The following is a 13,816-nucleotide window of genomic DNA, read 5'->3' as shown; positions in this document are numbered from 1 at the left end:
GTAGCTAACTACCCCTTGAAGGTTCGACTCCTTCCCCAACAGCATTTTTTATGAATAATAAGTTAGTTAATTGAGCAATCCTGGATAGGTTGCTCTTTTTCTTTTTTAGGCTATTTTTTTCATAACTCTCCTATATTTATAGATATATTGTTATATTACCAATCAACTTTTATTCGTTCAATGCCTGTGATGAAGAAACGCGTTTCGATCAAAGATATCGCTAAACAATTAAATATTTCCATTACAACCGTATCGTTTGTAATTAATGGGAAAGCAAGAGAAAAAAATATTAGCGAATCGCTTACCAAAAAAGTTTTAGAACTGGTTGCTGAATTAAATTATCAGCCCAATACCCTTGCAACAAGTTTAAGAACAGGCAAAACAAAAATTATAGGCTTCTTGGTTGATGATATTTCTGAACCTTTTTTCTCGGGTATAGCACGCCGAATTGATGAAATTGCTTCGAGCCTTGGTTATAAGATACTTTTTAGCAGTACCAGAAACGATACCGAAAAGGCAATAGAATTGCTGCAGATTTTTAAAGACAGGCATGTTGATGGCTATATTATGGCCTTGCCTGAAGGTTTGGAAGAAGAAGTTAAAAAATTGATTCAAACAGATGCCCCAGTGGTACTATTCGATCGGTACGTACAGGATGTTAAAACAGATTATGTAATAATCGATAATCTAAGCAGTACCTACGAAGCTACCGAGCACCTCATTAAGAATAATTATAAAAAAATAGGTTTTGTAACCATTGATACTTTACAGCAGCAGATGGTAGACCGCTTGGCGGGTTACGAAAGTGCTGTAAAAAAATATAACTTGCCGGCAATTGTAAAGAAGATTAAATATGTAAACTCTGCCGAATCAATTGAGGAGATGATAAAGTTTTTTAAAGCAGAGAAACAGCTGGATGCGGTAGTTTTTGCTGCCAACTATATTTGTTTAGACGGTTTAAGAACTTTTAGAAAACTAGGTATTCAGATCCACAAGGATATGGCTGTTGTTTCTTTTGATGATTTCGAAATTCTGGAGTTTTGCGAGCCTCCGGTTACGGCTATTGCACAACCTCTTGAGGCGATTGCAGAAAACGTGATGAAAATTTTATTGAACAAGCTTAAGAAAGCAGGAAAGCCTGTCGAAAACATGCAGGTGTCGTTACCCACTATCTTAAACGTTAGGGGCTCAAGCGCAAAGCAATAAAAAAAGGGAATAGATCTTAGTCCATTCCCTTTCTGATTGTATTTTATACAGATTAAACTGTCATTACATCTTTTTCTTTAGCTTCGGCGTGTTTGTCAACCTTGATGATATAAGCATCGGTTAATTTTTGCACTTCGCCTTCACCTGTTTTAATCTCGTCATCAGAAACACCTTCGCCTTTCAGTTTTTGAATTTTGGTATTGGCATCTTTACGGATGTTACGAACGGTAATGCGGCCTCTTTCGGCTTCTTCCTTTACTTTTTTCACCAAGTCTTTTCTACGCTCTTCTGTTAAAGGCGGCACAACCAGGCGGATAACAATGCCATCATTTTGTGGATTGATACCAATATTGGCTACCTGAATAGCTTTTTCAATCGCGGTTAAAAGTGATTTTTCCCAAGGTTGGATTACGATTGTTCTGGCATCAGGCGTATTAATACTGGCTACTTGTGATAATGCTGTAGCTGCGCCATAATAATCCACGAAAATACCATCCAACATTCCAGCTGATGCTTTACCAGCTCTGATTTTAGTTAATTCAGATTCACAATGATCGATGGCTCTATCCATTGCAGATTGAGCATCCATTAATTGTAATTGTATGAGGTCGTTCATAATTGTGTGTATTTCTACAAAAATAATAATTTTTATTCCTTATTTAACCAGGGTTCCAATAGGTTCGCCATTGGCGATTTTCATGAAATTGCCATGTTTGTTCATATCAAACACAATAATCGGCACTTGGTTTTCTTCGCAAAGAGTAAATGCGGTCATATCCATTACATTAAGCCCCTTATCGTAAACTTCCCTAAAAGAAATTTCATCATATTTAGTGGCCAGCGGATCTTTTTCAGGATCGGCCGTATAAATCCCATCAACACGTGTTCCTTTTAGAACAACATCAGCTTTGATTTCGATAGCACGCAAAGCTGCTGCAGAATCGGTTGTGAAGTATGGATTTCCCGTTCCTGCACCAAAAATAACCACACGGCCTTTTTCTAAATGGCGAACAGCTCTTCTGCGGATAAATGGCTCACAGATCTGCTCCATTTTAATTGCAGTAAGTAACCGTGTTTTAATACCCACTTTTTCTAACGCATCTTGCAAGGCCATAGAGTTGATAACTGTTGCCAACATGCCCATATAATCGGCCTGTGCTCTGTCCATCCCACTTTTTTCGGCGCTTAAACCTCTAAAAATATTCCCCCCTCCAATTACGATTGCGATTTCTAAACCTTTATCGTGTACGGCTTTGATATCTTCTGCGTATTGTTTAACGCGTTCATTATCAATTCCATATTGTTTGTCGCCCATTAGCGATTCTCCGCTAAGCTTTAATAGGATGCGTTTGTATTTCATGACCTCAAAAATATTAACATTTTTTTAATACCAAGCTATGCTTTTTAATAATTGATGTAAATATTTAAATAGAAATACTGATTTAAAGAAAAAGGAACAATATCCTGAGATATTGCTCCTCTTATCATATTACTTTTATTACAGATGGCGAGCCATAATAATCTGTTTAACGTTAGTTAAAGATGTAACGGACACCAAACTGTGCCTGCCAGCGCGAAATCTGATCGGTAATATTTTTATACGTTGTAGTGTATGGAGTTAAATTTGCTTTGTCTTGATATGGAAAAGAATAAGTAGGTTTTCCTGATACAGCATCTAAACCTTTATATGCCAATAGCACGGCCGTATTGTATGTAGATAATGGAATATTTGGTGTTTGATACAAACCCCAATCACTATTTAGCATATTGCCCAGGTTAATAATATCTAATGTAAACTGAAGTGTATTTCTTTTTCCTTTAGGGCCAACAAAGAAATCCTGTGCGATGTGAAGATCGGCTCTTTTGAAATAAGACATGATGGCGCCGTTTCTTTTTGCAAATTCACCTCTGTGTTTGCTCAGGTAACTATCTTGGCTAATGTAGGCGTTTAACTGGTTCCAGATCTGTGCCGGTGTGCGGGTATCGCCAACAAAATCGGGAACCAAAGTAATGTCGCCTTGGTTTTGTGGGATGTAAAGCAGATCATTTGCTCCACCATCATTGTTAATGTCGCCAGATGAAACATAACTAAATGCACCATTATTGGCTGATTCGAAAATTAAACCGATTGTGGTTGCTGCATGTTTAAAATATTCTCTTTTGTAGCTTAATGATGCAATGACTCTATTTGGTTGGATGAAATTGGTGTTGGCTAAAACATCCGAGTTTGCATCTCCTGCAATGGCTCTTTGCGACCAAATTGAGCTTGCAGTAGAACCGCCATCATTAACAGATCGCGATTGACTATAAGTATAGGCCGCACTTGCATTAAATCCGTTTAAAAAAGATTTTTGTAGTTGGCCCGTGATGAAATACGAATAACCTTTTTTGGTATTCTGCATGTAAATAAACGGCGATATAGAAGGGTTTGCCGCAGTTGTACCAGTTTGTGTAGATTTTGCGGTATAACGTTGTTGTCCTTCAATACCTGGAAGTGTGATCAAACCTGTAGAATTATTAGGCAATGCTGCATTTGAGAAATTTACAGCATTGATATCTTTGGTATATGAGGCCTCTATGGTTGCAATGATACCCATTGGCAACTTCTGATCAACAGCAACGTTGGTTCTCCAGATTTGAGGGTATTTGAAATCTTTAGAAGTTGCGTCTACTTCATACGAAGTATTGGCATTAACTGTACCTGGAGCAGGGCGGTTTGCATTTACATTCGGATTAAAAATCAATCGGGGATCTCCAACGGTTGAAACAGTACTTGAGCTGAATAGTGTCCCGGTGTTAGAGGCCTGGTTAGAGATCCAAACATAAGGCACCTGACCAGTAAAAATCCCTGTACCGCCTCGCAACTGTGTTGTTTTATCGCCAAAAATATCATAATTGAAACCTACACGTGGAGAGAACAATAATTTTTTGTTTGGGAATTTTGAAATATCTACCTGCAAACCGTTTTGAAAGGTTAGTGCCGCCAAATTTGGATTTGGATCTAACTTGGTAGGGAAATAGGTATAATCTGCCCGTATACCGTAAGTTAATTTGAAATTATCGCTTACCTGATATTTATCCTGTGCGTATAAACTCAGGTTATAAGACGACATTTTTGCGAATGGAAATGCACCATCCGCCAATGCAGAATTACGGTAAGAATAACTTACAGCTGGTGCATTGTTCATAAAATCGTCGGCAGTTTTGAAATAATACAGACCATTATAGTTTGGTGCAAAACCATTTAAAAATTTATTCAACTGGTTACTAGTCCCAATGGTGATTTCGTGTTTACCAGCATAGATCGAGAAATCATCAGAAAACTGATAAATGTCGGAGTTTAATAAGTTGTTTGCTGTAAAAACTTCGTAGCCGAAACTCGTTAAAATGCCTCCGTTTCCGTTACCAATATCAACCATTGGTAGTTCAGCGCCATTTGAAGCCCGAAAATCTCTCAAGGCAGAATAACCAAGCGTTAATTTGTTCGACATGCTGTTCCCAATCCTGGTGTTTAACTCTACGATACCAATGTTAAAGTTATTGTTTATGGTGTAACTCGATCCAAAGTAAGGCATAGAGGTTGAAGAAGGCGAACGGCTACCATTTAAGCCCGCCGGAATACCCGAACCGCTGGCTACCACCTGTCTGTTCGATTTTAAGTAGAAATATTTCGCACTTAAAGTATTGTTAGCATTGATGTTCCAATCTATCTTCGCGGTTATTTTATCACTTTTCGTCTCGTATGGATAATTCTCGTATGGACCTGTGGCATAATTGTACTTGCTCATTAAATAGTTCGATAGCTTATCTAAGGTTGCCGCATCTGCTGCGGAAACATTGGCTCCTGATAAAGCTGGTCTTGAAGCTACAAAGGAGGTAGCAGGCGTGCTGATCCGCTCTTGTTCGCCCGAAACAAAGAAAAATAATTTGTCTTTAATGATCGGCCCACCAATATTTAAACCACGTTGATTATACTTGAAGTCTACAACTGGTATTTTTGTAACCCCCGCTGAGTAGCCTGTTAAATCGGTCCCTCTCGTATAGTAATAGGCCGAACCCTTAAAGTTATTTGTTCCCGATTTTACAATGGTATTGATGCCCGCACCGGTAAAAGATCCCTGACGAACATCGTAGGGTGCAATATCTACCTGAATTTGTTCAATCGCATCTAGTGATATCGGCTGAGAGTTCGCCTGTCCACCTAAACTACCAGATAGTCCGAACGAGTTGTTAAACAGGGCTCCATCCACAGTTAGGTTGTTATAAGAACCGCTTCTGCCACCAAAACTTAAACCGCCAACAGTAGTAGAATTGGCTGATGGGGTTAGTTTGGTAAAATCGGATAATGAACGGCTAATCGTTGGCAAATTATCAATCTGCTGCCGGGTTATGGTTTCCCTTGCCCCCGTTCTGGATGAGTTGATCACTTTATCCTGCGTTCCCTTTACTACAACATCGGCTAAGTTTTGCGATGTTTCGGTTAATGAAGCATCAACCCTTAAATCTTCTCCGATAGTTGTGCTCAGATTTTCTTTAACCAGTTCGTTGTAGCCGATATAGCTTATTTTAATGGTGTATGGCCCACCTACACGTACGTTCGGTAAGTTGTACCGCCCATCGGCCCTGGTAATTGTTGCGTATTTTGTACCTGAAGGAATATGCACAGCGGTAACTGTTGCACCGGGAATTACCCCCTTTTGATCTTTAACTGTACCAATAAATGATGCAGTTGTAACCCCCTGAGCAAAACCACCAATGGTTATTGCAAGCATAAATGTGAATAATAGTAGTAGTTTTTTCATTAGTTTATGTTTTTTTGTTAGTGATAAAGCAATTATAATCTGTTATTGCCCTATGGCTCTTAAAATTATGATGTTTTATTCACTTTTTTACAAAAATACACGCACTTAATACTGCTAATGTTCTATTTAAATTAATTAATTGTTAAGTACTTGCCCTGTTCGGGGAAAATCAGTGTTAAATCTTTCGATTTCTCTGAAATCAGTTGCTTTTTTACTTTTTTGGCAGTTTTCTGTGGCGGTTTAGTGTGTGTTACAATAAAAGATATTTTTTTAAAAGCTTTTGAATCAGTTAAACTTTCGAGTTTTGATAATTCACTATAAAAAAGCTTTGGTGTAAGGTGTCCGAATAATTGTTTATCAGGCTGTTCATTGGGGAAAGAAACCTCCAGGAAAATTGCTTTTAACTGTCCTGCATTAATAATCGGCGCTATGGTTTGCCATAAGCTGGCGAGTTTGTCCGATTTTTCAATTTCATCTGCGCCGGTATCTCCAAGGTACAATACATAACTATCATTGTGACTGATCAAAAAAGCAGTGCTTTTATATGGTTTTCCATGGCTTAGTTCAAAAGCCCTTACTTTCATTTCCGTTCCATCAAGCAGATAAGTTTCACCTTCATTAAGAGGTGAGTAGGTGTACTTTTTTAATTGTGGTTTCTCGCCTTCATTTGCGAAATTGGCCCAGGCATCCCATGTAAAGTATTTATCCCTCAAAATATTCAGCACCGAAGGTATTCCGTAGATGCTTTTGGATGTATCGGCCGGAGAGTTGATAATCAAACCTGCTACATGATCTAAATGGGCATGTGAGATCAAATATCCCTTAATCTGTTTTCGCTGAATCTCTTCGCTTATTCCTCTTAATGATTTATATTCAATGGCCTTTTGAATACCGGCATTTATGGTGCCTGCATCTAAACAAACATAATTTGCGCTACCTTTTGGAGCAATCATATAAGAGGATAAATTGCTCTCATCATCTCCGCCCTTCACTCCGAGGGGTATTATTGTAAAAGCAGTACCTATTTCTTGTCCCCAAGAATTACTGGTATAAACTGACAAGAATATTATCGCTGCGAGGATTTTTTTGAACATGTTAAATTAATTATATCGTTTCGCCTTTAAATATGACCTCTTTTAAATTCAGGTCATCATCAAGTACCAATAAGTTTGCCTGATGCCCGGTTTCTATCGTTGCAGTAAGATTTTCGATGCCGATCAATTGGGCAGGGTAGCGCGTTCCCATTTTAACCGCATCATTTAAGCTGATGTCACAATGTAATACACAATTTTTAACAGCTTCTAACATCGTGAGCGATGAGCCGGAAAGTGTACCATCAGGCATAACATATTTATTGCCTTTTTGAACATGCTGATACGGCCCTGTTGAACAAGCAGTAACCGCATCGGTGATGAGGAACAAACGTTCTTTTAAAAGTTTTTGGGCAAACTTAACTACTTCGAAATCCAGGTGCTGACCATCGGCAATAATGCTGGCCATAGCTTTGTCGTGGCTAAAAACAGCGGTTGGGATACCCGGTTCGCGGTGATGGATAGGACTCATGGCATTAAAAAGGTGTGTAGTGGTCTGGATGCCTTTGTTATAAGCAGTTATTGCCTCATCGAAGGTTGCATTACTATGCCCTAAAGAAACCACGACACCATGGTCTAGTAAGTATTGGATCACTTCATCATCTTGAATTTCCGGCGCTATCGTCATCATTTTAATTACGCCATCACCAAAATCAATTAATTTCTTAATTTCATCTAACGAGGCCTTTCGTACAAAGGCCGGAACATGGGCACCTAAGCGTTTTGGATTTAAAAATGGCCCTTCTAAATGTAGCCCCAAGAAATTTTTTGCAGCTATACGGTGTTCTTTAGCTGCTTTGATACATTCATCAAAAACTTCAGGAGAATTTGTTGCCATACAAGCTAAAAAGCCTGTAGTGCCTTTTTTAAGCAGCTCATTTTCCATGATGCTTAATGATWCGCTGCTTGGCTCGGCTGAAAATAACCTGTCGCCGGCACCATAAATCTGTAAATCTATAAAACCTGGTACAACGAGCGAATGGCTGGTTTCTTTGTTGTCGCTTGCCTTAATATTGGAAATTAGAGCGCCATTAATCATGATGTTCTGACTCTTTTTTAAATCGTTGCCCTTAAAATAGGAGGTATTGGAAATTACTTTAGGCATATCAAACGTTTGAGTAAATTTAATCTTACACGGTCAAAGTTAAATATTGTAGCTATATATTTGGGTAATAAGATAAAATAACCAAATGAATGAAAATCAGTCTAATAGAAGAGGTTTTTTAAAGGCCGGACTAACTTTAGGTGCTGCTACTTTGGCAGCACCAGCAATGGCGATTGCAGATGTATCCGCYGAGGAAGAGGGTTTTAAAATTGCAGTAGGCCCTTATCTCCAAACCAATTTCAATAACTCGATGACCATTCTTTGGTTAACCAATAAAAATGCTGCAGGCTGGGTAGAATTTGGAGAACAGGCAGATCAGCTTGGCCAAAAAGCATATGGAAAGGCCGAATTGGGTTTAATGCAGGCTAATAGCAAGTTAAATGCCGTAACGCTCAAAAATTTAAAACCAGGAACAAAATATTATTATAAAATTGTTTCGAAAGAAATTAAAGATTTCCAGCCTTACAAATTAACCTACGGTGTAACGGTAAGCAGTGCTGTTGAAGTGATTATAGAGTTCAACAGGCTGAATGGCTGAAAACAGAAATAAATTCAAGGGAATTTAAAAAAGCACCGTTTAGAGTTGTATTGATGCATATTCCACCACGCTTTTCGGGCGATGCACATGGGCCAAAACATTGTACTGAGCTATTTGAGCCGTTGTTGAATCAAGGTAAAGTTGATTTGGTTTTAAGTGGTCATACCCATAAGTACATGGTGCACCAGCCCGATAAAGCATTAAACCATTACCCTTTAATTATTGGTGGCGGGCCAAGGACAGGAACAAGAACAATTACCAAAATAAAAGCAGATAGAAATAAACTCGTGGCGAGCATGCTCGATGATTCTGGTAAGGAAGTGGGCGCTTATACTGCACTTAGAAAGTAGACACCTAAGTAGGTCGTCATTTCGAGCGGAGTGCAATTAGTCGAGAACCACGAAGTGCTCAGCGAAGCTAAATCTATCTTGATAGATCTCTCCATTTCACTGCGTTTCAGTCGAAATGCCGGAAATTATTGGAATATAAGGCATAAAAAAAGTCCTGATTTTCATCAGGACTTTTTTTATATTATTTATAAATGCTTATGCACCTAATTGTACACGTTTGAAAGCAGATACTGTTAAACCTTTAGAAGTGTTATCTAAATATTTACGCACATCGATAGAACTATCTTTAACAAACTCCTGGTTTAATAAAGTACTGTCTTTGTAGAATTTATTCAATTTACCAGCAGCAATTTTCTCAACCATTTCTTCTGGTTTGCCTTCTTGACGGATAACGTCTTTAGCAATCTCGATTTCACGTTCGATAGTAGCAGGGTCAACACCGTCTTTATCAACAGCAACTGGGTTCATTGCAGCAATTTGCATAGCAACATCTTTACCAGCTTCAGTAATATCTGCACCATTAGCGCCTTCAAATACCACTAAAACACCCATTTTACCATTAGAGTGGATATAAGAAACGATTTTCTCGCCAGATATATTTGCGTACTCTTGAATAACGATTTTCTCTCCGATTTTACCGGTTAGTTCAGTTATGGTTTCGGCAACTGTACGTCCATCTTCCAAAGTAATCGCTGATAATTCTTCAGTCGTAGCAGGATTGTTGGCAACTGCAGCAGCTAAAACGGCTTGAGCCAGGTTACGGAAATCCTCAACTTTAGAAACTGGCTCAGTTTCACAAGCTAAAGCAACTAATTTACCATTTGTGCCATCCGCTGAAACATTGATTGATACTAGGCCTTCAGATGTAGCATTGCCAGAACGAGCGGCAGATACTTTTTGACCTTTTTTGCGCAATAAATCAACAGCAGCTTCGAAATCGCCATTAGCTTCTAATAATGCTTTTTTGCAATCCATCATACCAGCACCAGTTTGTTGGCGTAGTTTATTTACATCAGCGGCAGTAATTTGTACTGTAGACATTTTATTTCCTTTTTTAAATTTTACAATCTTGTTATAACAATTACAGGTTACAAGTTACAAGCGCCAAGTTAAACTCATGTTAAGTCAACTTAAAACCTGAAACCAGTAACCTGCAATTAAAAAATATTACTATTCTTCTGTTTTAGTTTCTTCTGATGAAGGAGCTTCAACTTCTGCTTCAGCAGTTACCTTTTTAGTAGTTGGTCTTTTTTCACCAGCTGCTCTAGGCTCTTTTGATTCAGGTGCATCAGCTGCAACTTTCGCTGCTACTGCTTCTTTTTCAGCTTCATCATCTTTTTCGCGTTTACGCTCATCTAAACCTTCTTCAATAGCTTTGATAATTACATCAGTAATTAAAGAGATTGATTTTGTAGCATCATCATTCGCCGGGATAGGGAAATCGATGTTAGAAGGATCAGAGTTAGTATCAACCATCGCAAAAGTAGGGATGTTTAATTTTAACGCTTCAGTAACTGCGATGTGTTCTTTCTTAACATCAATTAAGAATAAAGCTGCAGGTAAACGGTTTAAATCAGCAATACCACCTAAAAGTGATTCTAATTTAATACGCTCACGTTGAATCATTAAACGCTCTTTTTTAGATAAGATCGAATAAGTGCCGTCTTTAGTCATTTTATCGATGTTAGACATCTTTTTGATTGACTTGCGAACAGTAGCAAAGTTAGTTAACATACCACCTAACCAACGCTCGGTTACGAAAGGCATGTTTACTTTTTTAGCTTGTTCAGCTACGATTCCTTTTGCTTGTTTTTTTGTTGAAACAAATAATACTTTACGTCCTGATTTTACGATTTGTTTAATCGCAGCCGCAGCTTCTTCAGTTTTGGTTAAAGTTTTATTTAAATCTATAATGTGAATTCCATTACGCTCCATGAAAATGTAAGGAGCCATTTTTGGATTCCATTTACGGGTAAGGTGACCAAAGTGTACACCTGCATCCAATAAGTCTTGATAAGTTGTTCTTGCCATTGTCTTTGCCTCCTGTGATTAACGTTTACTGAATTGGAATTTCTTACGAGCTTTAGCACGTCCTGGTTTCTTACGCTCAACCATACGCATATCACGCGTCATTAGTCCTTTAGCACGTAATGCAGGTTTTTTCTCCGCATCTAGTTCAACAATCGCTTTAGCAATAGCTAAACGAACAGCTTCTGCTTGTCCTTTTACTCCACCACCCTGTACATTTACAGTGATATCATAACGACCTACAAGTTCAGAAACTTCTAAACTTTGGTTTACGATATATTGCAAAGGTAAAGTTGGGAAATATACTTTGTGATCTTTACCGTTAACGGTAATTGCGCCAGCACCATCTTTTAAGTAGATACGTGCAACAGCTGTTTTTCTTCTTCCTGAAGTGTTAGTAACTGACATTTCTTAAAGTTTAATGGTTTTTGGAGATTGAGCTGCATGAGGGTGAGTTTCACCAGCATACACAAAAAGATTGGTGTATAATTTTTTACCCAATTTAGTTTTCGGTAACATACCACGTACCGCTTTCTCGATTACACGTTGAGGGTGTTTCGCCATTAACTCCTTAGGAGAAATAAAACGTTGACCACCTGGATAACCAGTATAAGAAACATATTGCTTTTCGCTGAATTTGTTTCCTGTCAATTTAACCTTGTCTGCATTGATAACAATTACGTTATCGCCGCAATCTACGTGTGGGGTGTACTCAGGCTTGTTTTTACCACGGATGATCATAGCGATCTTCGATGACAAGCGCCCCAAAATCTCGCCTTGCGCATCAACAACAATCCACTGTTTGTTAACAGTTTTCGCATTGGCCGAGACAGTTTTGTAACTTAACGTATTCACTTGCTTGTATTTAATTTATTAAACAATTTATTATTCCCATTAAATTTGGGACTGCAAAGATAGATAGAATACTTTTATTATCAAATAGTTGATTGAAAAAAGTTTGCGGTTTTTATCTGGCGGACGTCATGCTGAATTTATTTCAGCATCTAATAAGCTGTATCTTTTTGAGGTTGTGGAAAGCAAAGCCAGAAATTCTTTGATTGGTTTCAGCCGGGCTTTACGCTAAATCTTTTTTTGTTTTTTTTAAGCTTTAACAAATTTCTCGCCTCGGTGCTATTAATTTGTCAAAGCAAAAAACAAAAAAGGATATCGCTGCAATCCCGTTTAAAAAATCCGGGCTAGTACAAATTATTAAAGGTTATGGGTAAAGTGCACAAATATTTAATCTATTATAAATCATCAGGCATATAACCAATCCTTTTTCTCGGTCCAATTTTCTTATCGATGAGTCTATCCAAGTAGGTAAAAACTAATTCGATGTTTTTATCATGATTATTCAGCGTCTTTTTAATCTCTTCGATTTCAAGTTTGAGCTCGCCATTATCAACAATAAATTGACGGATACGGGAGAAAATCCTTACAATTTGAATATTCATCTGAATAGCTTGCCTGCTGTTTAATACACTCGAAAGCATTAGTATACCATGTTCGGTAAAAACAAACGGGAGTTTTCTTCTTCCTCCCCAACTTGAAGTCGCAATTTGCGACTTCAAGTTTAACCATTCCTCATCAGTAAGTTGAAACATGAAATCTTCGGGAAATCTATCTGGATTTCTGCCAACTTGCTCATTGAGGCGTTTAGTTTCTACACCATAAAGCTCCGCCAGATCGCTATCGAGCATCACTTTAAGACCTCTTAGCTCGTAAATTTTATTAACTACAATATTGTCAGGGATGATAGGAAGCACTTGTTTAGCTGTCATATCATTTTTGGATTTGAATTGAAGATACAAAAAAAAAGATTCTTTAAACCAAAATTGAATCAATAATCTTTTTGATCTTTTCTTCCCGCTCTCTATAATTACCACTGATCTGAATATAGTTTATTCCACGTTTTTCGAGCTCATCCTTAAACAGATTAAACATTTCCAGCCGCCTATCTCCAAAATCACGGAGATGATCAGCTACCCATTCTACACCAATATCTAATAGGAAATATAAATCATAACAGATTTCGTTTTCCAGGTCATTTAGGATCTGTGGAACTTCGTTCAGGTAATATTGCGAATAAATTTTTGTGGTAATCAGATCGGTATCGCAAAAAACAATCTTATTGGCAACGTTGGTTTTTTCTTTTACCCTTTCAGTTTGTGCTGTCCCGATTTTGATAATATCATGAATTGTGATATCGTTCGAGCTGATTAATTCGCGCGCAACTTCCGGAACGAAGGTAGTTTGATAATGCATAGCCATTTTTTCGACCATGGTCGATTTCCCAGTACTTTCTGGTCCATAGAAGCAAATCTTCTTTACAAAATATGGCCGGACTTCTTTTGGAATAAATTCCCAATGTTGAAACGGATGGTTTCTGATTAGGGTTGCTGAAACGGGGATGGATTTTCTTGGTTCGTCAAATAAGATGTGTTCTGCTTGTAAATTGAAGGCAAATGGTTCTCCATAAAACTCGGAGCTAAAAAGAATATCAATTTTTGGATATACCTCCCGCATCCTGATCGCCCAAATATTTGTCCTTTCATTTACAGACAGGTTTTCATCATCAAAATTATCAGCAATAATGGCTGGTTTGATGTTGGCTTGATCCTTAAAAATCTCTTTGATCCATTCAAAACGTAAAACCGGATCAATCTTGTCCTCAGGAGTAAAACTCATTGATACAA

14 protein-coding genes are annotated in these 13,816 nt (G+C 38.0%); 3 read left to right on the top strand and 11 right to left on the bottom strand.

Annotated features, from left to right (window positions below; genetic code table 11):
* Positions 1-189 precede the first annotated feature (189 nt).
* Positions 190-1,206 (top strand): LacI family DNA-binding transcriptional regulator, encoded by a 1,017-nt coding sequence (locus tag AC1DND_RS10980; RefSeq protein ID WP_477581580.1) that lies wholly within the window; start codon positions 190-192, stop codon positions 1,204-1,206.
* A 52-nt stretch (positions 1,207-1,258) separates the two neighbouring features.
* Here AC1DND_RS10980 and frr read toward each other — a convergent pair whose 3' ends face one another.
* From frr to nagA, 5 genes are all read right to left on the bottom strand, one after another.
* Positions 1,259-1,822, bottom strand: coding sequence for a ribosome recycling factor (gene frr / locus AC1DND_RS10975; RefSeq protein WP_029279059.1), 564 nt, complete (start codon positions 1,820-1,822; stop codon positions 1,259-1,261).
* A 39-nt stretch (positions 1,823-1,861) separates the two neighbouring features.
* Positions 1,862-2,566: a UMP kinase gene (pyrH, locus tag AC1DND_RS10970; RefSeq protein ID WP_029279061.1), complete on the bottom strand. Its 705-nt coding sequence runs from the start codon at positions 2,564-2,566 to the stop codon at positions 1,862-1,864.
* 172 nt (positions 2,567-2,738) lie between these two features.
* Positions 2,739-6,008, bottom strand: a complete 3,270-nt coding sequence (locus tag AC1DND_RS10965; RefSeq protein ID WP_477581579.1) for a TonB-dependent receptor — start codon at positions 6,006-6,008, stop codon at positions 2,739-2,741.
* 131 nt (positions 6,009-6,139) lie between these two features.
* Positions 6,140-7,102 (bottom strand): MBL fold metallo-hydrolase, encoded by a 963-nt coding sequence (locus AC1DND_RS10960; protein WP_477581577.1) that lies wholly within the window; start codon positions 7,100-7,102, stop codon positions 6,140-6,142.
* 10 nt (positions 7,103-7,112) lie between these two features.
* Positions 7,113-8,204 carry an N-acetylglucosamine-6-phosphate deacetylase gene (gene nagA / locus AC1DND_RS10955; protein ID WP_477581575.1) on the bottom strand — a complete coding sequence of 364 codons (1,092 nt, stop codon included), beginning with the start codon at positions 8,202-8,204 and terminating at the stop codon, positions 7,113-7,115.
* An 85-nt stretch (positions 8,205-8,289) separates the two neighbouring features.
* Between nagA and AC1DND_RS10950 the strand changes: the two genes are divergently transcribed.
* Positions 8,290-8,742 (top strand): fibronectin type III domain-containing protein, encoded by a 453-nt coding sequence (locus tag AC1DND_RS10950; RefSeq protein ID WP_477581573.1) that lies wholly within the window; start codon positions 8,290-8,292, stop codon positions 8,740-8,742.
* Positions 8,739-9,092, top strand: a complete 354-nt coding sequence (locus AC1DND_RS10945; RefSeq protein ID WP_477581582.1) for a metallophosphoesterase family protein — start codon at positions 8,739-8,741, stop codon at positions 9,090-9,092. The genes AC1DND_RS10950 and AC1DND_RS10945 overlap by 4 nt, the downstream gene beginning before the upstream one ends.
* A 195-nt stretch (positions 9,093-9,287) precedes the next feature.
* Here AC1DND_RS10945 and tsf read toward each other — a convergent pair whose 3' ends face one another.
* The 6 genes from tsf to AC1DND_RS10915 all read right to left on the bottom strand — a co-directional run.
* Entirely contained in the window at positions 9,288-10,133 is an 846-nt protein-coding gene (gene tsf / locus AC1DND_RS10940; protein WP_477581572.1) for a translation elongation factor Ts, read from the bottom strand.
* Between the two features lie 129 nt (positions 10,134-10,262).
* Positions 10,263-11,123 (bottom strand): 30S ribosomal protein S2, encoded by an 861-nt coding sequence (rpsB, locus tag AC1DND_RS10935; protein WP_029279074.1) that lies wholly within the window; start codon positions 11,121-11,123, stop codon positions 10,263-10,265.
* 18 nt (positions 11,124-11,141) lie between these two features.
* The gene (gene rpsI / locus AC1DND_RS10930) at positions 11,142-11,528 is read right to left on the bottom strand and encodes a 30S ribosomal protein S9 (RefSeq protein ID WP_029279076.1); all 387 of its coding nucleotides are present in this window, start codon (positions 11,526-11,528) and stop codon (positions 11,142-11,144) included.
* 3 nt (positions 11,529-11,531) lie between these two features.
* On the bottom strand, positions 11,532-11,975 hold the full coding sequence (gene rplM, locus AC1DND_RS10925) for a 50S ribosomal protein L13 (protein WP_010602007.1): 444 nt from the start codon (positions 11,973-11,975) through the stop codon (positions 11,532-11,534).
* 392 nt (positions 11,976-12,367) lie between these two features.
* Entirely contained in the window at positions 12,368-12,901 is a 534-nt protein-coding gene (locus tag AC1DND_RS10920) for an ORF6N domain-containing protein (RefSeq protein WP_477581569.1), read from the bottom strand.
* 43 nt (positions 12,902-12,944) lie between these two features.
* Positions 12,945-13,816: AAA family ATPase (locus tag AC1DND_RS10915; protein ID WP_477581567.1), on the bottom strand; the 872-nt coding region annotated here is incomplete at its 5' end.

It is taken from the genome of Pedobacter sp. 01N416, assembly GCF_056399685.1.
The sequence above is the reverse complement of the archived record's forward strand: the minus strand, read 5'-3'. Positions and strand labels throughout refer to the sequence as shown.

Excerpts from the sequence above, each read along its gene's own strand:
- AC1DND_RS10980 (WP_477581580.1), top strand. The coding sequence starts at position 190 with ATGAAGAAACGCGTTTCGATCAAAGATATCGCTAAACAATTAAATATT.
- frr (WP_029279059.1), bottom strand. The coding sequence starts at position 1,822 with ATGAACGACCTCATACAATTACAATTAATGGATGCTCAATCTGCAATG.
- pyrH (WP_029279061.1), bottom strand. The coding sequence starts at position 2,566 with ATGAAATACAAACGCATCCTATTAAAGCTTAGCGGAGAATCGCTAATG.
- AC1DND_RS10965 (WP_477581579.1), bottom strand. The coding sequence starts at position 6,008 with ATGAAAAAACTACTACTATTATTCACATTTATGCTTGCAATAACCATT.
- AC1DND_RS10960 (WP_477581577.1), bottom strand. The coding sequence starts at position 7,102 with ATGTTCAAAAAAATCCTCGCAGCGATAATATTCTTGTCAGTTTATACC.
- tsf (WP_477581572.1), bottom strand. The coding sequence starts at position 10,133 with ATGTCTACAGTACAAATTACTGCCGCTGATGTAAATAAACTACGCCAA.
- rpsB (WP_029279074.1), bottom strand. The coding sequence starts at position 11,123 with ATGGCAAGAACAACTTATCAAGACTTATTGGATGCAGGTGTACACTTT.
- rpsI (WP_029279076.1), bottom strand. The coding sequence starts at position 11,528 with ATGTCAGTTACTAACACTTCAGGAAGAAGAAAAACAGCTGTTGCACGT.
- AC1DND_RS10920 (WP_477581569.1), bottom strand. The coding sequence starts at position 12,901 with ATGACAGCTAAACAAGTGCTTCCTATCATCCCTGACAATATTGTAGTT.